The sequence below is a fragment of the Aquimonas voraii genome (assembly GCF_900101825.1).
In the GTDB taxonomy this organism is placed as follows: Bacteria; Pseudomonadota; Gammaproteobacteria; order Xanthomonadales; family Xanthomonadaceae; genus Aquimonas; species Aquimonas voraii.
In genome coordinates this window covers 61519-83446 of the sequence record NZ_FNAG01000009.1, presented here as the reverse complement: position 1 = coordinate 83446, position 21928 = coordinate 61519, and the positions used below count along the sequence as shown (strand labels likewise).

The following is a 21928-nucleotide window of genomic DNA, read 5'->3' as shown; positions in this document are numbered from 1 at the left end:
CGCAGGCGCTGACTCCGCCTCGGCAGGTGAGCGCAGGCCTCAGCTAAGGCGCCACGCCGGCAAACCACCTCTGGCGTGCAAGGTTTGCGCCGACGCCGCGCCGGCATGCGCGCGTCCATCGGCATGACGTTTGCACGGCAAGTAGCATCGATCTCGTCGGTTCTGGTGCCCCATGCTCCGCAAGCGCCTGATGCTCATGCTCTTTGTCCTCATGCTCCAGCCCTTGTCGGCCTGGGGCGAGGGCAGCTACGAGCCGGTCGATCGCATCGCCGCGGCGGCGATCGCGGCGGTCGCGCCGGACTCGGGGGTGGACGCGCGCGTACGCGCGGAGGCCGCCATCGACTCCGGCCTGCGCATGCCCGAGTGCAGCGCGGGCCTGAGCGCACACGTGGGCAACCGCGGCGTGGCGGAAGTCAGCTGCAATGGTCCGATGGCGTGGAAACTCTTCGTGCCCGTCAAGGTTTCGCGCTTGGGCGATACCTTGGTGCTCGCCCGCCCGCTGGCCGCGGGCCAAACCGTCACCGCCGACCTGCTGCGCGTGGAAACCCGCGACCAGGCCGGTCTGGCCGCCGGCGCCCTGGAGCGCCCGGAACAGGCAATCGGCCGTATCGCTGCACGTCCGCTCGCGGCCGGCAGTGCGCTCTCGGCCAGCGATCTGCGCTCGCCGCGCCTCGTGCGGCGGGGCGACCAGGTCACCCTGATCGCCCGTCGCGGCGGGCTTGAGGTTCGCAGCCAGGGGCGGGCGCTCGGCGAGGCCGGCGAAGCCGAACAGGTGAACGTCGAGAATCTGAGTTCGCGCCGGCAGGTACGCGGTGTGGTCAATGCCCGCGGTGAGGTCGAGGTGCTGCTTTGAGCCCCGATACCACCTCTCAGGCACGGGTCACCGGATGGCAGAGCGCCGGGACGACCGCGCGACACCCTTGCACTCGGGTCCTAAAGTTCCTTCGCGAGCGGCCGTTAACCCCTGCAGACGGCGGCACAGGGAGTACAGCATGAACACCAAAATCGACGGACTCGGCGGGCCAAGGCTCGAACCACAGGCCCGCCGCGTGGGCAGCCCGGGCCAGGACACGGTGGGTGCGGTCAGCCCCACCAACGCATTGCGCTTGGACGAGGATTCCGTACAGATCAGCGCGACCGCCACGGCCGCGACCTCGGCAGGCTTCGACGCCGCCAAGGTGCAGCAGCTGCGCGCCGATATCGAAGCCGGCCGCTACACGGTCGATACGCGCGCGCTGGCGGCGCGCCTGATGGAAATCGAGGGCAGCCTCAAGTGAACGGCTTCGCCGACGCCCTGCAGAGCCTGATGGAGGCCATCGAGGGCGAGCGCGCTGCGCTTGTTGCGCTCGACGGGGCGGCCTTGGTACAGGCCGGCGAGGCCAAACTGGCGGCGCTCGACCGCGTCGGCGCTTGCCTGCAGGCAAGCCCACCCAGCGCTGATTCCGAAATCGCCCTGCGCAAGGCGTACGAGATGCACCAGGCCAATGCCGACCTGCTGCTGCGCCGCCGGCAGGAGACTGCCTGGCTGCTCAAGATGCTGGGCGCCGTGGATCCCGCCGCCGCCTACGATGCCAGCGGCGACCGCCGCGATTCCGCGATTACCCGTCACATCGCGGAGGCATGAGGCTTGCAGCCTTGCGCGGGTGACCCGCGCTCCCTCCAGGTTTTGGCGCGGCCCCGGATTCGTGCGCGAGGTCGTGATCGCTTGAACACACAGACGCCTCAAGTTTCTCCCGGTGCGGGCCCAAAGGCCCCGCGCGGGGCGCTTGCGTCGGCCTCGGATGCACCGGACAGTGGCACGGTTGCCAAGGCGCAGGAGGCGCCCATGACCGCTGCACACGAGCCCCAGGTCGAGTTGCTGCCGCTGATCAAGGTTGTCGCGGACAACAGCCAGAACCCGATCTTCCTCATCGACCCCGATCTGGAGATTCTTTACGCCAACCGCGCGGCCCATGCGATCACGGTACAGATCGCAGTGGGGTCCGGAAGGCAGCCCGGCAGCCGCCGCATCACTGATCTGCACCCCGACCTGCTGCCCGCCTTCGCCCTTGAAATGGCGGCCAGCGCCGGCGAATGGAATGGGGAAGTCGCGCTGCCACTCGGGCAGCGCCGGCCGCTGGTGCTGATGCTGCAGATCAGTGCGGTCCGTGCCGCCGACCGCAGCCTGCAGTGTTACGGCGTGTCGGCGCGCGACATCAGTTTCGAGTACGCGCGAAAGACCGAACTGCAGGCCCGCAATGCCGAGCTTGAGGTGGCCTATCGCAAGCTCAAGGGCGCGCAGGAGCAGCTCCTGCAGTCGGAGAAGCTCGCCTCGATCGGCCAGCTCGCCGCCGGTGTCGCACACGAGATCAACAACCCGATCGGCTACGTCCACTCGAACCTCGCCACCCTGCAGGAGTACAGCAAGCACCTGCTGACCCTGATCGAGGCCTATGACCGTGCACTTGGCGAAAGCGACGCCGAACGGGCGCGTGGCGAGGTGCGTGACCTGCGACAGCGCCTGGATATCGAGTTCCTGCAGGGCGACCTGCCGCAGCTCATCCAGGAATCCCGCGAGGGCATCGAGCGCGTCCGCAAGATCGTGCAGGACCTTAAGGACTTCTCGCGCAGCGATGCGCGCGACAAGTTCGTGCTGGCCGACATCCATCGCGGGCTCGACAGCACACTCAACATCATCTGGAACGACCTGAAGTACAAGGCCCAGGTGGTGAAGACGTTCGGCGAGATCCCGCAGATCGAGTGCATCCCGTCCGAACTCAACCAGGTGTTCATGAACATCCTGCTCAACGCGGGCCAGGCCATCGCCGAACGCGGCATCGTCACGGTCAGCACCAGCGTCGACGGCGACCACGTGGTCGTGGCGATCGGCGATGACGGCGTTGGCATCCCTGAAGACGTGCTGCCCAAGATCTTCGATCCCTTCTTCACCACCAAGCCCGTGGGTACGGGCACGGGCCTGGGCTTGGCGATCTCCTACGGCTTGATCAAGAAACACCACGGCAGCATCGATGTGACCAGCACGCCCGGTGATGGCACCCTGTTCCTGATCCGCCTCCCCATCACCCAACCCAAGGCCGAGGGCGAAGTGCCATGAGCGGCGAAACCGGCGCGTACCGCGTTCTTCTTGTCGACGACGAAGCCAACGTGCTCAATGCGCTGCGGCGATGCCTGTCCTTCATCAACATCGACATGCTCGGTGGCCAGGGCATCCAGGTCGAAACCTACACGTCGACGGAGCAGGCGCTGGAGCGCATGGAGTCTGAAGACTTCGACCTCGTGATCAGCGACTACCGGATGCCGGAGATGAGTGGCGTGGAGTTCCTGAGCAGGGCGATCGAGCTTCAGCCGCACATCGCCCGCATGATCCTGTCGGGCTACGCCGATCGCGATGCCATCCTGGCCTCGATCAACGAGACCCAGGTGTCGCGCTTCCTCTGCAAGCCCTGGGATGACGGCGAGCTGCGCAACCTGGTGGCAAGCACCCTGGTGCAATCCCGCATCATTCGCGAAGCGCTGCAGCAGGCAGCCAGTGGAAAGAAGACAGCGGCCACCGGGCGCTTGGCCGTGGCCAGCGAACTTGATCGACTCGAATCCGAGTTTCCCGGCATCACCCGTATCCAAAGGGCGGAGGACGGCGGAATCATCCTCTCTCTGGACGACGATCTCTAAACGGGCACGCGCACCCGGCCAACTCTCGCGATGTCTGCTGTGGGAGTGGCAAGGCCGCGCCCCGCCTCGCGGTGTGTCCGCGGCCGCTTCGCAAGTCAGCTCCCTCCACATTCGCGCCGCAAGCAGATGTAGCGATTGCGTTTCGAGTTTCGCCACACGGCTGCGTCCGCGTCCGCATGCTCACTGCAACCGAAAATGACGAAGGGCGCCCGAGGGCGCCCTTCGCTCTTCAGCTTGAAGCAGGAACTCTTACTGACCGCGGCGGAAACCGACGAAGGCCAGACCCAGACCTGCCAGCAGGGCGATCAGGGCGATCTGCGACCAGGTGGAACTGGCCGGCACGACGGCCGGACGCGCCACCGGCGGCGGCAGCGTGCTGCCGGTCGAGGAGTAGTTGAACACGAACGGACCACCCGGCGCGTTGCTGGTGCAGCTGACCGTGCCCGTCGAGGTCACGCCATCCGCCGGCACGGCGCAGGACACATTGACCGTCTGCGAAGCACCCACGGCCAAACCGGTCGCGGAACCACCGGAGGTGATGGAGACGATTCCACCGCCCGTGCAGGTGAAGTCAAGCGCCGAACCCGCACCCGGATTGCCGTTGTTGGTGATGGTGATCTGACGCGTCACCGAGGTGCCGGCCTGGCCGCTGCAGTTGATCGCCGTCGCCGGGGTATTCGTAGCCGGCGAGGCGCCGAAACCGGGGCCCGGAACCGGGGTGCCCTGTGGGCAGCTCAGCGTCCAGGAGCGCGCAGCACCCGGGGCCGGCGTGTCGGCGTCGGTCTCGGTACAGGTCAGGGTCGCCGTCGCCGCGCCGCCCGAATTGGGCAGGGTGCAGGTCAGCGGAATGGTGCCGGTCGAACCGCCGTTGACCGAGATCGTGCCGGCCGGCGGCGGGCCGAAGGAAGCCGCGCCCGTACCCGTGATGCCGCAGTTCGAAATCGTGCCAGCGCCGACCGTGCCGGTGGTGGTAATGCCGATCGAAGCGTTCTGGGTCGTCAGAGCAACGCCCGCCGGGAAGGTTACCGTGCCACCCGGTGCCGGGGTGTAGGCAAGGTTGGTGTCGGGCGGGGCGGTGATCACGTTGACGGTGGCGTCATTGATCGTACACGTCGCAGCGTTCGCCTGATCATCAAGGCATCCATCGCCAAGACCAGCGTTGAACTGGAAGTCGAGATTCGTGGTGCCAATGGCGGCGCCAGCCACTGAGCTAAACGCGATCTCGCAGACAGTACCGCTGGCCAACAGAGGCGTTGCGAAGTTCTGGGTCACCACAACGATCGTTCCAGGGGTGGGGATCGTGCATGCAGCAGCCCCTGAAGTCACGGTCGCGCTCAGAATCGCGCTGTCGTAAATCAGACGACCCTGAAAGTTGTTGGTGGTCTCACCCATCGCCGCTTGCGCGTAGACGATCGCGTGGGGAGTGGGAGAAGTGGCGCCGCCCGCCTGGAGCGCAGTCGCGGTAGCGGGGGTAACAGAGATCGTACCCGCGCTTGCCAAGCCACCAACAATCGAGAGGCACAACCCAGTAAGGGCTTTAACTTTAAGCTTCATTCTTCTTTCCTTCGCAGGGCTTACGAGAACTGGACTGTCTTACTGGACAGTTTCTACGCTCAGAATCTGCGCGTTGGCATCCACAGACTCGATTCGATCGAGGACGAAGTCACCTGAGCCGCCTAGAGCTTTGATCGTCCCGAGCGAAACGATCCCCTTCGGGAACGTTACGCCGTTGTCGTTCACAACCGTGAGAATCAGCTTTCCGTCAACGAGGCCGTGCTCAAAGACGAACCCCTTGGGAAGCTGCTTGGCAAAGCCAGAGAGATCAACTTGCGCCTTCCCGGGAACAAGAATCTCGATTTGGACTCCGACCGACCTGCCGTCGCTCACGTAATCGATGGCAACAGACGATCCGGACTTAGCATTCGACTTTGTGAAGAGGAGCTGCTCAGCCGAAGCATTGCCCGCGAAGGCCACCAAGGCCAGGATCGCAGATGCGAAAAGTGCCTTTTTCATTTTGGATGCTCCTTGGTCCTTAGTTGACGCCGCCGCAGAATGTGCCACCCTGATTCGAGCTGATGATCTGAGCCACAAGGGTTCTGTCGGCAAGCGACACAATCCCGTCTTCGTTGAAATCAGGCTGGCCAATCGCAACGCCCGTGCCCGTTACCGCACCGTTGATCTCGTTACCGATCTGAATGCGATCAGCAAGGCTAATGATGGTGTCAGTGCCATTCGCGTTGCCGCGGCACTTGCGACCAATCGCCGTGGTCGCGGAGCGGGTCGACTCAAACTCGTCGAGCACAAAGCTTCCACTACCCGCACCGATGAACCCGATCGCCGCCGAGCCCACAGAACCCGTCGCCGAGGTGCCGGTCACGGTGCTAGCGGTAGTTGCGTTCGCACCCTGCACCGAGGCGGAGAAAGCACCGCCCGACTGGTGCAAAATCTCGATCGAGTACCAACGGTTGGGAACGGCGGGGGCAGAGCCCGACAAGCCGGACGGGCCGCTGAAGTTGAAAGCCGAGCCGTCGAAGCTCACGCCCACGATCTCAGCGCCGGCCGAGTCATCGCTGGCGGTGGCCGTAAAAAACTTGCCAGTGGTGCTGGTGTAGACGTAGAAGCGGGCACGGTAGGTGGCCTCAGCGCTCGGCGTGTTGTCGGTCACGAACTGACCAGCGCTCGTCTTTACCGCGCACTTGCCGCTGTAGCGCGGAATCTTGTTCGTGTTGCCAGCCGGCAACTCGGGGCCGCTGGCCAGCGCACCGGCGGCGGCGGCCTGGTTGCCCAGCCACGCGTTCTTGTTGCAGGCCTCCGCCGAAGCGAAGGGCAGGGCCATCAGCATCGCTGCGGCCAGGACACTCTGAGTCAATGCTTTCATTTCCACCCTCTTGTGCAGTATGTGCTGCAAGCCACTGATCTGGACGGATTTCGTCCGGACGCCCCCAAGCTCGCCAAAGGCTAGCACAGGAACTTCACAACAGGAAACACCTGTTTGCATAGGGTCCGGTCGAAGACGTGAGCCCCCGATCAGGGGGATCTCAAAGGGCTTATACGCAGGCGGGCGTCGATTCAGGCCACGTTCGGCGGAACTTTTCTGGTTCTGTGGATCCGCGCACAGGCTCCGGCCACAGCCCGGGCCTCAGGCGGATCGCAGCCGCCCCGCACGGGCTGCGAGCTGCTCCAGCTCGGAGACCGTGAACCCCGCCGCGAGACGGGCTGTATCGTTGAAAGGCGGTCGCACCGCGTCGGGCGCATGCCGATCCAGAAGGGCCTGGAAGGTGGCCGCAGGTTCGCGCCCCTCAAGCGCGCAGCACCACTCGAACCAGCGGGTGCCGGCAGCAACGTGGCCGACCTCCTCCCGCAGGATCACCTCGAGCACCGAGATCGAAGCAGCATCGCCAACGGCGCGCAGGCGCTCGATCATCGCCGGGGTGACATCCAGGCCACGGGCCTCCAGCACCCGCGGCACCAGAGCCATACGGGTCAGGCAATCGTGCGCAGTTTTACAGGCCATGTCCCACAGGCCGTTGTGGGCGTCGAAGTCGCCGTAGGCCGCGCCCAGCTCGGCCATCCGCGCCTCCAGCAAGCGGAAGTGGCGCGCCTCATCGGCGGCAATGCGCGCCCAGTCCCGATAGAAGTCGAGCGGCATGCCGCGGAAGCGATAGACCGCATCCGTCGCCAGATTGATGGCATTGAACTCGATATGGGCGATCGCGTGCAGAAAGGCCGCACGCCCCTCGGCGCTGCCCAGCCCACGCTGCGGCAAGGCACGCGGTGGCACCAACCGTGGGCGCTCGGGCCGGCCGGGCACGGGCAGATCCATCGCTGCGGGTGAGTCCATCGGCACCAACTCGCCCGCTTCGAGCGCGCGCGCAAGCTCAGTAGCTGCGGTGCATTTCTCGGCGGGGTGCTGCAACAGCAGCACCCGCAGCGCAGCGGCATGCAGGTCGGCGGCGCCCTGCCCCGTCTGCGCCACCGGCTCAGGCCTGTCGACGCAGGCGCTTTGCATCGTCGGAACGCTGGGCGCGGATGCGCTCGAAGTAGTCGGCGTCGATGCCGGTGACGTACTCGCCGGTGAAGCAGCTGGCATCAAACGTGGTGAGCCGTTTCTTCGGCCCGCCGACGGCTTCTTTCAGATCCTCCAGATCCTGATAGATCAGCCAGTCGCAGCCGAGCTGCGCCTGGATTTCCTCCTCGCTGCGCCCGTGGGCGACCAACTCTTCGGCGGCCGGCATGTCGATGCCGTAGATGTTGGGATAGCGCACGGGAGGCGCCGCCGAGGCCAGATAGACCTTGCGCGCGCCGGCTTCGCGGGCCATCTGGATGATCTGCCGGCTGGTGGTGCCGCGGACGATGGAGTCGTCGACCAGCAGCACCACGCGGTCCCGGAACTCCAGCGGAATCGGGTTCAGCTTGCGGCGCACCGATTTCACCCTCTGACCCTGGCCCGGCATGATGAAGGTGCGGCCGATGTAGCGGTTCTTGATGAAGCCCTCGCGGTACTTCACGCCCAGCACGTTGGCCAGCTCCAGCGCCGAGGTGCGAGAAGTGTCGGGAATGGGGATCACGGTGTCGATGTCGTGATCCGGCCGCAGGCGAAGGATCTTCTCGCCCAGCTTGACGCCCATGCGCATCCGCGCCTTGTGCACCGAGACGTCGTCCATCATCGAGTCGGGCCGGGCGAAATAGACGAATTCGAAGATGCAGGGCGAGTGCTCGCCCACCGGCGCGCAGACCTCGGCATGCAGTTCGCCGCGCGGCGTCACCACCACGCATTCGCCGGGCTTGATGTCGCGCACGCGGGTGAAGCCGAGGATGTCCAGCGCCACGCTCTCCGAAGCCAGCGCGTACTCGATGCCTTCCGGCGTGTCGCGACGCCCCAACACGAGCGGACGGATGCCGTGCGGATCGCGGAACGCGACCAGCCCAAGCCCCAGCACCAGACTGACCACGGCGTAGCCGCCGCGGCAGCGGGCATGCACGCCGGCCACGGCTTGGATCGCCGCTTCGGGCGACAGCGTGCCGCGCTCGGCCAGCTCGTGGGCGAACACATTCAGCAGCACTTCCGAGTCGGACTCGGTGTTGACGTGGCGACGATCGGTTTCAAACACCTGCGCACGCAGCGCATCGGTATTGATCAGGTTGCCGTTGTGGGCCAGAGCGATGCCGAACGGGGAATTGACGTAGAAGGGCTGAGCCTCGTCCGAGCCTTCCGAACCGGCCGTGGGATAGCGACAGTGGCCGATACCCATGCGACCGGACAACAGGCGCATCTGCGGCTCGTCGAACACGTCCTTGACCAGGCCATTGCCCTTGTGGACGCGCAGGCGCAGGCCATCGGCCGTGGCGATGCCGGCCGCGTCCTGGCCGCGGTGCTGCAGCACCGTCAATCCGTCATACAGGGCCGGGGCCACCGGGCTGGTGCCGACGATGCCGATGATTCCGCACATGGGGAGGTCCTTGGGGGCGAGGATCCGCGAGCACACCGCGGCAAGGCGCGCATTATCCCCCGTCCGGCTCCGGCTGGGCAGGCGGGGTCGCAGGTGAAGAGAGGTCGAGCCGAAGGACCGGGACGAAATTGACTTCCTGGGCCACCGATGCGGGCAAATGGGCGCGCAGCCATTCGGCGCCGCGCTGGAAGGCAGGCACCACCCGCGACTGTTCCCACCAGGCGTCGCCGGGCAAGGCTGTGAAACCCGCGAGCAGCACGGCCACGGCCCCGAGCGCATAGCCACGCACCAGGCCGAACAGCAGGCCGAGCAAGCGATCCGTGCCCGACAGGCCGGTGGTTTTGACCAGCTTGCCCATCAGCCACGTGGCCAATCCGCCCACCGCAAGCGCCAGTGCGAACAGCGTGGCGTAGCCCAGCAGCAGCCGCGCCGAGGGCGCTTCGACGACACCCTCGTACAGCAGGGCCGCGCTATCGCCGTAGGTGAAGGCCAACCAGAACGCGCCCACCCAGACCGCGACCGACATGACCTCGACAATGAAGCCACGCCATAGACCGACCAGGGTCGACAGACCGAGGATGGCCAGCAGAACGATGTCGGCCCAGGTCAGGGTGTCCACGCGCGGAGGCGACGATCAGGGATGACTGACGACGAGGCCGTCGACGTTGAGCCTCGACTTCAGCTCGCCGCGACGACGCTCGGCCGAAGCGCGATCCAGCTCGGGCCCGACACGCACGCGCCAGAGGACGCCGGCATCGGCATTGACGCGCTCGACAAAGGCCACGAAGCCGGCGCCGCGGGCGCGATCACGCAGCGCGTTGGCGTCGGCCTCGCTGCGCAGCGCGCCGAGCTGCACCGCGAAACCGGCGGTCGCGGGCGCACGCGCCGGCGCCGGCGCATTGCTGACCGCATCCAGATTGATGACGCTGGTCGGGAGGTCACGCTGGACGGCCAGCGCCGCCTGGCGGGCGCGTTCGGCCTCACCGCGCTGGGCGAAGGGCCCGAGGCGTACACGGCGCACCGGACGGCCGTCCAGGGTGACGCTTTCCGCATAGGCGGCAATGCCTGCGCCCCGCAGGCGGTTCAGCAGATTCTCGGCGTTGGCGACGTTGGCATAGCTGCCGACGTTGACTGCGTAGCTGCCGCCGGCGGTAGCCGCGGGAAGAGGCGTCGTCGCAGGACGCGCAGGCGGTGCCGCGATTGGGGCAGCCGTGCGGGGCGCCGGCGCTGCGGTCGACGCTACCGACGCTGGGGCCGGAGCGGGCGGCGGCGCCGAGGCGCCGCTGGACGCGGAAGGAGGTGTAGCCGGTACCGAAGAGGCAGGCGCTGCCGCCACCGTCGAAGCCGCCGCAGGCTCAGGCGGCGCTGCAGACGCTGGACCCGACGCAGCGGCGGGCGATGTCGCGCCGGACGCGGGCGCCTCCGCAGCAGTCGACGCGTGCGCGGACGGATCGGAGCCCGCACCGACCGGTTGGCCGCTCAGCGCATCGGTGCGCTGCTCGGCGCCGGTATCGACCACCGGCAGCACTTCGGCACCGTCCGCAGTGGTGCCGGGGGCCGTCGCTGCACTGTCCGCGGGCGTCGGCAGCAGCGGGATCTCGCGGGTTTCCATCGGCCGATCCGGCGGCGTCGGCAGGTCGAGGCTCAACTGCTCGCCCGCGGTTTCGCGCTCGGCCTCGGGGCCGTCGACCAGCATCGGCAGGAAGATCACGGCCAGGGCCACCAGTACGGTGGCGCCGATCAGGCGCTGCTTCAGGGCTGCATCCATGGGTTTCGTCGCATCCGCGGCAAGGGGGTGAACATCGGGCGCGAGTATAGAGCCTGCCCTGCCCTACACTTGCGCGCCCATGGCCCGCATTCCCGACAGCTTCATCGACAGCCTGCTGGCGCGCACCGACATCGTCGAGCTGATCGATGCGCGCGTGAAGCTGAAGCGCGCCGGCCGCGAGTACACCGCCTGCTGTCCCTTCCACGACGAGCGCACGCCTTCGTTCTACGTCAGCCCGACCAAGCAGTTCTACCACTGCTTCGGCTGCGGGGCGCACGGCACCGCGATCAAGTTCCTGATGGAGTACGACCGCCTTGAGTTCCTCGATGCGGTCGAGGATCTGGCCAAGCGCGCCGGCATGGAGGTGCCGCGCGAGAACAAGCCGGCGCGCGGCCGCGAGGACGATTTCGGTCCGCTGTATGCGAGCACCGCTGCGGCCAACACCTTTTTCCAGACGCAGCTGAAGTCCGCGTCGCACGCCCGCGCCTACCTGCAGAAACGTGGCGTCGACGCCGCCACCCAGGCGCGCTTCGAGCTGGGCTATGCGCCGGCCGGCTGGGATGCCCTGCTGTCGGCGCTGGGGCGCGACGAGACGCAGCGCGCCCTGCTCGACAAGGTCGGCCTGCTGTCGAGGAACGACGCCGGCCGCAGCTACGACAAGTTCCGTGACCGGCTGATCTTCCCGATCCACGACCGCCGCGGCCGGGTGATCGCGTTCGGCGGTCGCGTGCTGTCGGCCGACGACAGCCCGAAGTACCTGAACTCACCGGAGACCCCGCTGTTCCGCAAGGGTCGCGAGCTCTATGGCCTGTGGCAGGTGCGGCAGACCCACTCGCGCATCCCGCGGCTGATCGTGGTCGAGGGCTACATGGACGTGGTCAGTCTGTTCCAGTTCGGGGTGACGCAGGCGGTCGCCACGCTCGGCACCGCGACCACACCGGACCACGCCGAGCTGCTGTTCCGCAATTCCGGCGACGTCTACTTCTGCTTCGACGGCGATCGCGCCGGACGTGCGGCGGCGTGGAAAGCGCTGGAGTCGACCCTGCCGCGACTGAAGGACGGACGCCAGGCCTGGTTCCTGTTCCTGCCCGAGGGCGAGGACCCGGACACCGTGGTCCGCAGCGAAGGGGCGGAGGGCTTCGACCGCCGTCTGCAGCAGGCGATGCCGCTCTCGGAGTTCTTCTTCAACGAACTCGGGCGCGACATCCAGATGGAGAGCCTCGACGGCCGTGCGCGCCTGGCCGAGCGCGCGCGACCGATGATCGAGCAGATGCCCGACGGCGCCTTCCGCGACCTGATGCGGCAGAAGCTGGCCGAGCTGACCGGGCTGGCCGCCCGCGTCGAAGTGGCGCGCCCGAAGCCGGCCGCCGCGACGCCGCGCCCGCGCAATGCGCGGCGCTCACTCGTGCGCATCGCGATCGAACTGCTGCTGCAGCAGCCGGCGCTGGCGCAGCGCGTCGAGCCACCCTATGTGTTCGCCTGGCTGGACCAGCCCGGCGTGCCGCTGCTGCTGGATCTGCTGCAGCGCTGCCGAGCGCGCCCGGACATCACCACGGGCTCGCTGCTGGAAAGCTACAGCGACAGCGAGGACCTGGCCGCACTGACCCGACTGGCGGTCGCCGAGATGATCGCGCCGCCGGAAGGCTGGGCGGCCGATTTCGACGGCGCGGTGCGCGGGCTTGAGCTGATGGCGCTGGAGCAGCGCGAGCGCGAGCTGCAGGCCAGAGCACGCGAGGTGGGCCTCACCAAGTTGAGCCGCGAGGAGAAGGACGAGCTGCGACTGCTGCCGCAGCTGAAGGCGGAGCGGCGCGGGGCTTAGGACAACACTGAAGAATTCAGTGTTGCCGCATGCCTTGCAAGGCGCGACCACTGATCGAGGCCGGGAGGGACTTGATCAGTGTTGCCGCTGGGCGGGTCCTGGCACGCCGCTGTCCGTGACGCGCACGAGACCTCTCGCAGCGCCGGGCTCGCGACGCCGCGCATCCGCCTTCCCGCTCCATCGCGTTTCTGGACCGAGCGTGTCGCTCATGATGGGCCAGAGCCCACCCTATGGCGCATCGCTCCCTATGGCGCATCGTTCTGGTTGATCTGGCCAACGTGCGGCTACCCACCAACGCAAAAAGGCGCCCGAAGGCGCCTCTTCGCTGTGCCGCCGAACAACTTGGGCTTACTTGAGGCCGGAATCCGCACGCAGAGCCTCGGCGCGGTCGGTCTTCTCCCACGAGAACGCCGTGGCCTTGACCGTCTTGCCGGCCGCATCGACGTAGCTGACCTCGTGCGCCTTGCGGCCGAAGTGGCCATAGGATGCGGTCTGCTGGTAGATCGGATGCACCAGGTCGAGCATCTGGATGATGCCGTAGGGGCGCAGGTCGAAGTGCTTGCGGATCAGCTTCTCGATCTTGTCGTCGGCAATCTTGCCGGTGCCGAAGGTGGTGACCGAGATCGAGGTCGGCTCGGCCACGCCGATGGCGTAGCTCACCTGCACTTCGCAGCGGTCGGCCAGACCGGCGGCGACCACGTTCTTGGCAACGTAGCGCGCGGCATAGGCCGCCGAACGGTCGACCTTGGACGGATCCTTGCCCGAGAACGCACCGCCACCGTGACGGGCCCAGCCGCCGTAGGTGTCGACGATGATCTTGCGGCCGGTCAGGCCGCAGTCGCCCACCGGGCCGCCGATCACGAACTTGCCGGTCGGGTTGATGTGGAACTTGGTGCCGCGGTGGAGCAGCTTCTCCGGCAGCACCGGCTTGATGATGTGCTCGCGCACGGCCTCGACCAGATCCTTCTGCTTGATGCTCGGATCGTGCTGGGTCGACAGCACCACGGCGTCGATGGCGACGGCCTTGCCGTTCTCGTAGCGCAGGGTGACCTGGCTCTTGGCGTCCGGTCGCAGCCAGCCGAGCTTGCCCTTCTTGCGCACCTTGGCCTGCTGCTCGACCAGACGGTGCGAGTAGTGGATGGCCGCGGGCATGAAGTCCTTGGTCTCGTTGGTGGCGTAGCCGAACATCAGGCCCTGGTCGCCCGCGCCCTGCTCTTCCGGCTTCTTGCGGTCAACGCCCTGGTTGATGTCGGGCGACTGCTTGCCGATCAGGTTGAGCACGCCGCAGGTGGCGCCGTCGAAGCCGACGTCGCTGCTGTTGTAGCCGATGTCGAGGATCACCTTGCGCGTCAGCGCTTCCAGGTCGATCCAGGCTTCGGTGGTGATCTCGCCGGCGACGATGGCGACGCCCGTCTTGACCATGGTCTCGCAGGCCACGCGAGCGCGCTTGTCCTTGGCCAGGATCGCGTCCAGCACGGCGTCGGAGATCTGGTCGGCGACCTTGTCCGGATGGCCTTCGGACACCGACTCGGAGGTGAAGAGGTAGCTGCTCATCGGCGCTCTATCCTTGTATTCGGATGGATGGATGGGTGAAGCGGGCGCGCATGATACACGCCACCCCGCGGGATTGCATGACGCGCGTTGTCAAGCCTTCAGGCGCGAACGTACTCAGAGCCAGTGCACTTTCTTGAGCTTGCGGTAGAGCAGCAGGCAGACCGTGAGGGTGACAGCCATCACCCCGAGGTAGCCGAAGCGGCTGGCGAGTTCAGGCATGGCTTCGAAGTTCATGCCGTACCAGCCGGTCACCAGGGTCGGCACGGCCAGCAGCGCCGCCCAGCCGGCCAGCCGCTTCACCACTTCGCCTTGGGCGACGGTGACCAGCGCCAGGTTCACGCTCATCGCCGCCGTCAGCATCTCGCGCAGGGTGTCGGTGGCATCGTTGATGCGCCGGGCGTGGTCGAGCACGTCGCGGAAGTAGACCCGCGTGTCGGCATGGATCAGGTTCGGATACAGGCGCACCAGCGGCGCCAGCACGTCCTGCAGCGGCGCCACCGCCAGCCGCAGGCGGGTCAGCTCGCGCTTCAGCTGGTACAGGCGCTTGACCGTATCGCGCTTGAAGTCCTCCTCGAAGATGTCGTGCTCCAGGGTGTCCAGCACCGCACGGAAGTCGTCGACGATCGGGAAGTAGTGATCGACGATCTGGTCGAGCACGGCATACAGGCCGAAGCTGGGCCCGGCTGCGAGATATTCCGGATCACGCTCGCAGCGCGCGCGCGCCGGCGCGTAGGACAGGGACGGGCCGTGGCGGACGGTGATGAGGAAGCGCTCGCCGAGGAAGAGATGGGTCTCGCCGAATTCGACCTCCTCGCCCGGCATCTGCGCGGTGTGGACGGCGATGAAGAGGCTGTTGCCGTACTGCTCGACCTTGGGCCGCTGGTGCGCCTTGTGGGCGTCCTCGATCGCCAGCTCATGCAGGTCGAACTCCTGCTGCAGCTTCTCCAGCAGGGCGGCATCGGGCTCGACCAGGCCCATCCAGATGAAACCCTCGTGGGTGCCCAGCACGTCGGACACGCGCTCGAAGTCGATGGCCTCGCGGCGGCCGTCGGGCAGGTAATGGGTGCAGTGCACGATCATTCGGGCAGGCGTCCGAGTTGGCGCAGGCAGGCGAAGGCTTCGCCGACGGTGTGGAAGGAGCCGAAGACCAGCACGCGGCTGTCCGGGCTGGCCTCGGCGACTGCTGCGCGCAGGGCGGCGTCGACGTCCGCGTGCACATGGAGGATCGGGTCGGGCGCGGCGTCCCGGATCCGAGCGGCCAGCGCTTCGGCGCTCTGACTGCGTCCGGCGACATCGAGCCCGGCCAGATGCCAGCGCGTGATCGCGTGCCGCAGCGGCGCCACCACGCCTTCGATGTCCTTGTCGGCGAGTGCTGCGAACACCGCGACGGTCGGCTTCGGATGCGCGTCGAGCCAGTCGGCCAGCTGCCGCGCGGCCTGCGGGTTGTGGCCGACGTCGAGCACGATCTCCGGCACGCCCGCGATGCGCTGTAGGCGTGCGCGCGGCGCGGCGTTCGCGATCCCCGCTGCGATCGCGGCCTCGGTTAGGCCGAGCAGGCGCAGCGCGCGCGCCGCCAGCGCGGCGTTGTCGAACTGCGCCGGCGCGCTCAGCTGCGGATGCGGCAGCTGTAGCGCGCCCTGCGCATCTCGGTAGCTCAAGCCCTCCGCATGGGCTTCGACATCGAAGTCGAGGCCGCGGCGTTCCAGCCGGGCGCCGATCTCGCGCGCCCGTTCGAGCACGCTGGCCGGCGGCTCGCGCTCGCCGATCACTGCAGGTCTGCCGCTGCGAAACACCCCCGCTTTCTCGCGACCGATGTGCTCGCGGGTCGGGCCCAGCCAGTCCATGTGGTCGAGGTCGACGGTGGTCAGCAGGGCAATGTCGGCGTCGACCAGGTTGACCGCATCGAGTCGCCCGCCGAGGCCCACTTCCAGCACCGCGACATCGAGCCCGGCGCGGGCGAACAGCCACAGCGCCGCGAGCGTGCCGAACTCGAAGAAGGTCAGCGGCACGCCCGCACGCGCGGCCTCGACGGCCTCGAAGGCGGCGATCAGGTCAGCATCCTCGACCTCGCGGCCGTGAATGCGGATGCGCTCGTGGTAGCGCTCGATATGCGGCGAGGTGTAGGCACCGCAGCGCAGGCCGGCGGCCAGGCAGGCGGCTTCCAGCATGGCCACGGTCGAGCCCTTGCCATTGGTGCCGGCCACGGTCAGCACGCGCGCGGCTGGTCGCAGCACCCCCAAGGTTTGAGCGACCGGGCGCACGCGCTCCAGGCCCATCTCGATGTTCTTCGGGTGCAGGCGCAGCTGGTGGTCCAGCCAGGCGGCGACGTCCATGCGGCAGCGTGTGGAGAGAAGTGGCTGAACGCGCAGCATAGCCGCCGACGGCGCCGCCACGTCGCGCTTCTATAATCCGCGACCTGCGCAGCCTGCCGCTGCCCCCACCCGAGGATGCCCCGATGTCGATGATGATGAAGGCCCTGGTCAAGCGCGAAGCCAGCAAGGGCATCTGGATGGAGGAGGTGCCGATGCCGCAGATCGGCCCCAACGAGGTGCTGGTGAAGCTGGAGAAGACCGCGATCTGCGGCACCGACCTGCACATCTACAAGTGGGACGAGTGGAGCCAGCGCACCATCAAGCCCGGCCTGGTCATCGGCCACGAGTTCGTCGGCCGCATCGCGGAGCTGGGCAGCGCGGTCACCGGCTACACGGTCGGCCAGCGCGTCTCGGCCGAGGGCCACATCGTCTGCGGCGTCTGCCGCAACTGCCGCGCCGGCCGCCAGCACCTGTGCCCGCACACCGTCGGCATCGGCGTGAACCGCCACGGCGCGTTTGCCGAGTACATCGCGGTGCCGGCCAGCAACCTGTGGCCGATCCACGACCAGATCCCCAGCGAGCTGGCGGCTTTCTTCGACCCCTACGGCAACGCGGCGCACTGCGCGCTGGAGTTCGACGTGATCGGCGAGGACGTGCTGATCACTGGCGCCGGCCCGATCGGCATCATCGCCGCCGGCATCTGCAAGCACATCGGCGCGCGCAACGTGGTGGTGACCGACGTCAACGACTACCGCCTGAAGCTGGCCGCGGACATGGGTGCCACCCGCGTGGTCAACGTCGCCAAGACCTCGCTCAAGGACGTCATGTCCGATCTGCACATGGAAGGCTTCGACGTCGGCCTTGAGATGAGCGGCAACGCGCACGCCTTCAACGACATGCTCGACTGCATGTACCACGGCGGCAAGATCGCCCTGCTCGGCATCCTGCCCAAGGGCGCAGGCATCGACTGGGACCGCATCATCTTCAAGGGTCTGACCGTGCAGGGCATCTACGGCCGGAAGATGTACGAGACCTGGTACAAGATGACGCAGATGGTGCTGACCGGCTTTCCGCTGCAGAAGGTGCTCACCCACCAGATCCACATCGACGACTTCCAGCGCGGCTTCGAGCTGATGGAAGCCGGCACCTGCGGCAAGGTGGTCTGCAGTTGGAGCTGATCGGCAGCGCGCTGCGCGGCTGCTTTGCGGCAGGCATGGCGTTGGCGCTCACGGGCGCCCGCACCGATGACTTCGTCGATCCCTTCCTCGGCGCCGATGCCGACATCGAGCTCGCGGCGCCGGCTGCGCCCTTGCCTGCGCGCGTCGAGGAAGAGACCGAAGCCGAGCCCGAGCTGGCCAGCGCCGAGCTGCTGCCGCCCGCCCTGCTCGCCGGCCCCGACTATCGCGTCGGAGCGCGCGCGCAGCTGCACGGCTTCCAGGCGCACTTCGTCTTGCACACCGACTACGGCGAACTCACCGCCGAAAGCGTGGAGATCCTTGCCTTGCGCGTGCAGGAGATGGAAGCCCTCGAGGCCCTGCACAGCGAGTCGGTGAGCGCCGCACTGGCCAAGTCCGGCGCCGAAGCGGTGATGGCGCCGGTGCGTGCTGCGGTGAATGTCGTGCAACGACCGGGCGAGGCCATCACCGGCCTGCCCCGGGGCGTGTGGCGCTACTTCAGCGAACGGGTCACGCGGCTGGGCCAACGCGCCAAGCGTCTGGGCGCGCGCGCCGACCAGCGGATCAGCCACGACGGCTCGCCCTTCGACGCGGCCGACGCCCCCATGGCTGCCAGCCGGCGCGAGCGCGAGAAGGACGAAGACAGCTGGTTCGGCGACGTCGGCGACGAGGTCGTGCGCCTGGCCAAGAGCGAGGCCGGCTATGGCCGTGCGCGACGCGAGCTGGCGGCGCGCCTCGGCATCGACCCCTTCACCGGCAACCCGCTGATCCGCGAGCGTCTGGACACACTCGCCTGGGCGGCCACCGCCGGCAAGCTCGGCGTGGGCCAGGCCATGGGCCTGCTCGATCCGGTGACCAGCGAGGTGCTGGGCACCAGCAGCGAGGTCAACCGGCTGGTGCTCGAGCTGCCGCCAGAAGACCTGCGCCGCCGCAATGACGAACGCCTGATGGGCCTCGGCGCTGACGAGGCGTTGCGCTACACCTTCCTGCAGTTCGGACGCTACTCGCCGACCCTGCAAACGGCGCTGGTCGAATGGCTGGAACGGCTGCAGCCCAAGTCCGGCGTCGACGCCCTGCTGGAGATCGCGCTGATGGCGCAGAACGAAGTCGAGGCGCGCTTCATGGTGAATGCGCTGGCGATGATCCATGCGCATCTCGGCGATCGCGCCATCGGCGGGCACCTGGTCGGCGTGGGTGCCCTGCTCGCCTACGACAGTCCCGACGGCGAGCGGGTGTTTCCGCTGCCGGTGGATCTGCTGTCATGGACGCCGGACACCGCGCGCTGGTTCGCCCAACCCGGGCTCTGGGATCACCGCAACCGCAGCCTGCTGGTCGGCGGTGCGGCCAGCATGAAGGCGCAGCGCGCGCTCAGCCGCGATGGCTGGAACCTGTTCCTGCATCGGCACTACGAGGGCTCGCCGGAGTACGCGGCGGGCTGGGGGGCGCTGCCGCCGGGCTGAGGGCGAGCGCCTGCCGCTCAAGCGGCAGGAAGCGCAGCACCAGCCGCAATGGCCCGCCGGCCTCCTCCGCATCAAAGGGCCAGCAGGTGACCAGCAAAAGCTGATCCTCGCCTGCATCGGGGGCCAGCGCGTGCTTACGGACGTCGAGGATGTGGCGTTCCCGCAGGCGATAGCGGCGCATGCCGCCCAAGCCTTCCAGCTCGAGCGTCGCGCCCTCGCCCAGATCGCGCAGCCAGGCGAAATGGGTGTCGCGGTGGGCGCTGATCACCACGGTGCCCTGCCCGCCCGGCGCCGCCGAAGCCGGGTTCCAACCGGGGCCGAAGGCCAGCACACGGCCGCTGTCGCCGGCCAGCACGATCTGTCCGGTGTCCTCACCCGCACGCCGCAGGAGCGCGACCGCGCGGGTGTCGGCCCAAGCCCAGGGCGGCTGTGCCACACCTGTCGCGCGCGCCGCGCTCCAGCTCCTTGCCAGCAGCCACTGCGCCAGCTCGGCCTTGGCGGGGATCCACAGGGCCTGCAACAGCAACACGCCGCTGGCCAGCAGCAGGCTGAGTGCGAGCCAGCGACGCCTGAGGGACAAGGGCGCTGGCTTCGCCATGCGCGCTGCAGTCGGACTCTGCATGGCTCAATCCTGCGCCAGCAACCGACGCTGGCCGGGCGCGCCCTCGCGCTGCCAGACCAGCAGCGCCAGGGCGATCGCGCCCAGCAGCAGAGCAAGACGCAGGCTGCGTTCGAAGCCGGTGGCACCGGCGGCAAAGTCGACCGAACCCGCCGGCACGGCATTGGCGAACTGCAGCGAGGCCAGATCCGCGGCCTCGGGCCGGCGCGGCGTGCGATCGACGGCGACGAAGCTGGTGTAGGCGCTGGCAAGACCATGCTCCAGCGCGAGCCTCAGCACGCCCGCGCGCACCTCGTCGGCGCTCGCGCCCTGACGCAGGCTGTCCTCCAATTCGGCGATCCGCGCCGCCGCCCACAGCCGCGCCACGCCCTCGGTCGAGGCCAGGCGCGGCTCGCCGAGCTTGACCTCGGCGCGCCAGGACAGGTCCGGCGCGGTGCCCTCGAGCCTGCCCTGCTTGCCGCCCTGCGGCAGCCGCAGCAGCACCTGTAGCGGCTCGCCGAGATACAGATCGGGCAGCTGCGCCGGGAAAGCCTCGGCGCCCTCGGGCCACGCCGCCTTGAGATCGCGCAGGGCGGGCTGGCCGAGCTTGGCCAGCAGCCGGTCGGTGACGTCCGCGACGTCCTCGATACGGCGGATCGTCACCTGCGCACCGCGGCCGACTTCGGCCATGCGTCGCAGGATGTGCGCGTTGGGCGCGCTGCCGATGCCGACCGCGAACAGCCGTGCGTCGCCGCGCCCGTGCTCGATGTGGTTGAGCAGCTGGGCCTCGTTGCTGATCGCGCCGTCGGTGATCAGCACTACCTGGCGCAGATGGCTGGGCGTGGCCGGCATGGCGAAGGCTTCGATCAGCGGGGCCAGCATCTCGGTACCGCCGTCGGCGTTCAGGGCCTGAACGAAGCTGCGGGCGCGAGCGACGTTGGCGGCACTGGCCTCGACCGGCTGGGGAAAGACGCTGTCGAAGCCGTGGTCGAAGCGGATCACGTTGAAGCGATCCAAGGCACGCAGCCCGGTCAGCGCGCGATCCACCGCCGCTTTGGCTTGCTGCATCGAGGCGCCGTGCATGGAGCCCGAGTTGTCGACCACGAGGATCAGCTCGCGCGGCACCGGCGTCACTGGCCGGGTCGGTGGGATCAGGGTCAAGAAGGCATAGCGCGCATCGGCGCGGTCCTCGACGAACAGCGCCTGCTGGGGCTGCGCGCTGGGCTGCGGCGTCCATTGCAGTTCGAAGTCGCGGTCGCTGTCGACCTGGGGGGTGGACAACTCGACACGATAACGCTCGCCTTCGCGACGCACGGCGATGACATGACTGGTGCTCTCGATGCTGGCCAGCGGCAGGCCGGCTTCAAGATCGACGCCGAGGCTGAACTTCGGCGCTGCGGCCATGCCCAGCGCGATGCCCTGCCCAGGCACTTCGTCAGACCGCGGGCGATCCAGCTCGGCATCCATCTCGGCACGACCGCCGTGGTAGGGCGTCACGAAGGTCAGCGGCAATCCGAGGCTGAATCGGCCGTCCTGCCAGCGCACCTTCTGCCAGTAGCCGATCTCGATCTCGACAGTTTCGCCGGGTCCGATGTTGGCAACGCGGGTCTGGAACAGATTCGGGCGCTCGCGCTCGACCAGGCTGGCGGTGCGGCCTTCGCTGGCCGCCGCAGCATAGGTGGCCGCGGCCTGCCGCTTCTCCTGCACCTCGCCTTCGATGAGGCGTTCGCCGACCTGCATGCGCAGGCGGCCGACCGCGGCTTCGTCCGGCAGCGGCAGGCGGTAGCGGCCTTCCATCCACTCGTCGCTGGCGTTGCTGAAGCGCTGGCGCACCCGCACTTCGGCCATCAGGCCGCGCACGCGCAGGTCGACGTGGGTCTCCAGGGCAAAGGCGGACCGCCAGTCATCGGCGCCTTGGGCACGCAACGAAAGACCTTCGGCTTGAGCAAAGCCGCCGAAGAGCAGCAGGCAGGCGCCAAGTGCTCGGAGAATGCGGGGGAAGGGGTGGGAACATGGACTCTGCATGGCGGCCTCCAGTGATCGGCCGTGCCATTACAGGGAAGCGAACCGACAGCGCGCGGCCGAGAGCGGCGCGCGCGCTGATCACATCGGGCGAATTGCGG

At 67.9% G+C, this 21928-nt stretch carries 20 protein-coding genes; 8 read left to right on the top strand and 12 right to left on the bottom strand.

Going from position 1 to position 21928, the window contains the following annotated elements; all coding sequences use genetic code 11:
• Positions 1-187: 187 nt before the first annotated feature.
• From flgA to BLP83_RS13550, 5 genes are all read left to right on the top strand, one after another.
• Entirely contained in the window at positions 188-853 is a 666-nt protein-coding gene (flgA, locus tag BLP83_RS13570) for a flagellar basal body P-ring formation chaperone FlgA (RefSeq protein WP_091243924.1), read from the top strand.
• 139 nt (positions 854-992) lie between these two features.
• Positions 993-1277, top strand: a complete 285-nt coding sequence (flgM, locus tag BLP83_RS18735; protein WP_176764204.1) for a flagellar biosynthesis anti-sigma factor FlgM — start codon at positions 993-995, stop codon at positions 1275-1277.
• Positions 1278-1306: 29 nt separating this feature from the next.
• Positions 1307-1624: a hypothetical protein gene (locus BLP83_RS13560; protein WP_143006682.1), complete on the top strand. Its 318-nt coding sequence runs from the start codon at positions 1307-1309 to the stop codon at positions 1622-1624.
• A 201-nt stretch (positions 1625-1825) separates the two neighbouring features.
• Complete coding sequence (locus tag BLP83_RS13555) at positions 1826-3094, top strand: ATP-binding protein (protein WP_091243796.1); 1269 nt, start codon at positions 1826-1828, stop codon at positions 3092-3094.
• Positions 3091-3669 (top strand): response regulator, encoded by a 579-nt coding sequence (locus BLP83_RS13550; protein ID WP_091243793.1) that lies wholly within the window; start codon positions 3091-3093, stop codon positions 3667-3669. Before BLP83_RS13555 ends, BLP83_RS13550 begins: the two co-directional genes overlap by 4 nt.
• Before the next feature lie 249 nt (positions 3670-3918).
• Here the strand turns inward: BLP83_RS13550 and BLP83_RS13545 are convergent, their stop codons facing one another.
• From BLP83_RS13545 to BLP83_RS13515, 7 genes are all read right to left on the bottom strand, one after another.
• Positions 3919-5223 carry a hypothetical protein gene (locus BLP83_RS13545; RefSeq protein WP_143006681.1) on the bottom strand — a complete coding sequence of 435 codons (1305 nt, stop codon included), beginning with the start codon at positions 5221-5223 and terminating at the stop codon, positions 3919-3921.
• Positions 5224-5262: 39 nt separating this feature from the next.
• On the bottom strand, positions 5263-5682 hold the full coding sequence (locus tag BLP83_RS13540) for a hypothetical protein (protein WP_091243787.1): 420 nt from the start codon (positions 5680-5682) through the stop codon (positions 5263-5265).
• 19 nt (positions 5683-5701) lie between these two features.
• Positions 5702-6547, bottom strand: a complete 846-nt coding sequence (locus tag BLP83_RS13535; protein ID WP_143006680.1) for a hypothetical protein — start codon at positions 6545-6547, stop codon at positions 5702-5704.
• Between the two features lie 261 nt (positions 6548-6808).
• A complete protein-coding gene (locus BLP83_RS13530; protein WP_091243781.1) occupies positions 6809-7678 on the bottom strand; it encodes a ferritin-like domain-containing protein in 870 nt (289 codons plus the stop codon).
• The gene (gene purF, locus BLP83_RS13525) at positions 7650-9119 is read right to left on the bottom strand and encodes an amidophosphoribosyltransferase (protein WP_091243778.1); all 1470 of its coding nucleotides are present in this window, start codon (positions 9117-9119) and stop codon (positions 7650-7652) included. Before purF ends, BLP83_RS13530 begins: the two co-directional genes overlap by 29 nt.
• 52 nt (positions 9120-9171) lie before the next feature.
• Positions 9172-9738 (bottom strand): CvpA family protein, encoded by a 567-nt coding sequence (locus BLP83_RS13520; protein ID WP_091243775.1) that lies wholly within the window; start codon positions 9736-9738, stop codon positions 9172-9174.
• 15 nt (positions 9739-9753) lie between these two features.
• Positions 9754-10887 carry an SPOR domain-containing protein gene (locus BLP83_RS13515; protein ID WP_091243772.1) on the bottom strand — a complete coding sequence of 378 codons (1134 nt, stop codon included), beginning with the start codon at positions 10885-10887 and terminating at the stop codon, positions 9754-9756.
• A 79-nt stretch (positions 10888-10966) separates the two neighbouring features.
• Here BLP83_RS13515 and dnaG point away from each other — a divergent pair, with 79 nt between their 5' ends.
• A complete protein-coding gene (gene dnaG, locus BLP83_RS13510) occupies positions 10967-12706 on the top strand; it encodes a DNA primase (RefSeq protein ID WP_091243771.1) in 1740 nt (579 codons plus the stop codon).
• A gap of 348 nt (positions 12707-13054) precedes the next feature.
• Here dnaG and metK read toward each other — a convergent pair whose 3' ends face one another.
• The 3 genes from metK to folC form a co-directional block, all read right to left on the bottom strand.
• Entirely contained in the window at positions 13055-14260 is a 1206-nt protein-coding gene (gene metK, locus BLP83_RS13505; protein ID WP_091243768.1) for a methionine adenosyltransferase, read from the bottom strand.
• Between the two features lie 114 nt (positions 14261-14374).
• Positions 14375-15340 carry a magnesium/cobalt transporter CorA gene (corA, locus tag BLP83_RS13500; protein ID WP_091243766.1) on the bottom strand — a complete coding sequence of 322 codons (966 nt, stop codon included), beginning with the start codon at positions 15338-15340 and terminating at the stop codon, positions 14375-14377.
• Positions 15337-16593, bottom strand: a complete 1257-nt coding sequence (folC, locus tag BLP83_RS13495; protein ID WP_091243762.1) for a bifunctional tetrahydrofolate synthase/dihydrofolate synthase — start codon at positions 16591-16593, stop codon at positions 15337-15339. The genes corA and folC overlap by 4 nt, the downstream gene beginning before the upstream one ends.
• A 122-nt stretch (positions 16594-16715) precedes the next feature.
• On the opposite strand from folC, the gene tdh reads away from it, so the two are divergent.
• Both tdh and BLP83_RS13485 read left to right on the top strand, forming a co-directional pair.
• Positions 16716-17750 carry an L-threonine 3-dehydrogenase gene (gene tdh, locus BLP83_RS13490; RefSeq protein WP_176764203.1) on the top strand — a complete coding sequence of 345 codons (1035 nt, stop codon included), beginning with the start codon at positions 16716-16718 and terminating at the stop codon, positions 17748-17750.
• Entirely contained in the window at positions 17741-19207 is a 1467-nt protein-coding gene (locus tag BLP83_RS13485) for a hypothetical protein (RefSeq protein ID WP_091243759.1), read from the top strand. The genes tdh and BLP83_RS13485 overlap by 10 nt, the downstream gene beginning before the upstream one ends.
• Here BLP83_RS13485 and BLP83_RS13480 read toward each other — a convergent pair.
• Together BLP83_RS13480 and BLP83_RS13475 are read right to left on the bottom strand one after the other, a co-directional pair.
• Positions 19116-19829 (bottom strand): class GN sortase, encoded by a 714-nt coding sequence (locus tag BLP83_RS13480; RefSeq protein ID WP_091243756.1) that lies wholly within the window; start codon positions 19827-19829, stop codon positions 19116-19118. The two genes, BLP83_RS13485 and BLP83_RS13480, sit on opposite strands and share 92 nt — an antisense overlap.
• Positions 19830-19832: 3 nt before the next feature.
• Entirely contained in the window at positions 19833-21731 is a 1899-nt protein-coding gene (locus tag BLP83_RS13475; RefSeq protein ID WP_176764202.1) for a marine proteobacterial sortase target protein, read from the bottom strand.
• Positions 21732-21928: the final 197 nt, after the last annotated feature.

Coding starts and splice junctions, on each gene's coding strand:
- BLP83_RS13545 (WP_143006681.1), bottom strand. CDS start 5,223: ATGAAGCTTAAAGTTAAAGCCCTTACTGGGTTGTGCCTCTCGATTGTT.
- flgM (WP_176764204.1), top strand. CDS start 993: ATGAACACCAAAATCGACGGACTCGGCGGGCCAAGGCTCGAACCACAG.
- BLP83_RS13515 (WP_091243772.1), bottom strand. CDS start 10,887: ATGGATGCAGCCCTGAAGCAGCGCCTGATCGGCGCCACCGTACTGGTG.
- dnaG (WP_091243771.1), top strand. CDS start 10,967: ATGGCCCGCATTCCCGACAGCTTCATCGACAGCCTGCTGGCGCGCACC.
- purF (WP_091243778.1), bottom strand. CDS start 9,119: ATGTGCGGAATCATCGGCATCGTCGGCACCAGCCCGGTGGCCCCGGCC.
- BLP83_RS13555 (WP_091243796.1), top strand. CDS start 1,826: ATGACCGCTGCACACGAGCCCCAGGTCGAGTTGCTGCCGCTGATCAAG.
- corA (WP_091243766.1), bottom strand. CDS start 15,340: ATGATCGTGCACTGCACCCATTACCTGCCCGACGGCCGCCGCGAGGCC.
- BLP83_RS13480 (WP_091243756.1), bottom strand. CDS start 19,829: ATGCAGAGTCCGACTGCAGCGCGCATGGCGAAGCCAGCGCCCTTGTCC.
- tdh (WP_176764203.1), top strand. CDS start 16,716: ATGTCGATGATGATGAAGGCCCTGGTCAAGCGCGAAGCCAGCAAGGGC.
- BLP83_RS13550 (WP_091243793.1), top strand. CDS start 3,091: ATGAGCGGCGAAACCGGCGCGTACCGCGTTCTTCTTGTCGACGACGAA.
- BLP83_RS13535 (WP_143006680.1), bottom strand. CDS start 6,547: ATGAAAGCATTGACTCAGAGTGTCCTGGCCGCAGCGATGCTGATGGCC.
- BLP83_RS13540 (WP_091243787.1), bottom strand. CDS start 5,682: ATGAAAAAGGCACTTTTCGCATCTGCGATCCTGGCCTTGGTGGCCTTC.
- folC (WP_091243762.1), bottom strand. CDS start 16,593: ATGGACGTCGCCGCCTGGCTGGACCACCAGCTGCGCCTGCACCCGAAG.
- BLP83_RS13530 (WP_091243781.1), bottom strand. CDS start 7,678: ATGCAAAGCGCCTGCGTCGACAGGCCTGAGCCGGTGGCGCAGACGGGG.
- BLP83_RS13560 (WP_143006682.1), top strand. CDS start 1,307: ATGGAGGCCATCGAGGGCGAGCGCGCTGCGCTTGTTGCGCTCGACGGG.
- metK (WP_091243768.1), bottom strand. CDS start 14,260: ATGAGCAGCTACCTCTTCACCTCCGAGTCGGTGTCCGAAGGCCATCCG.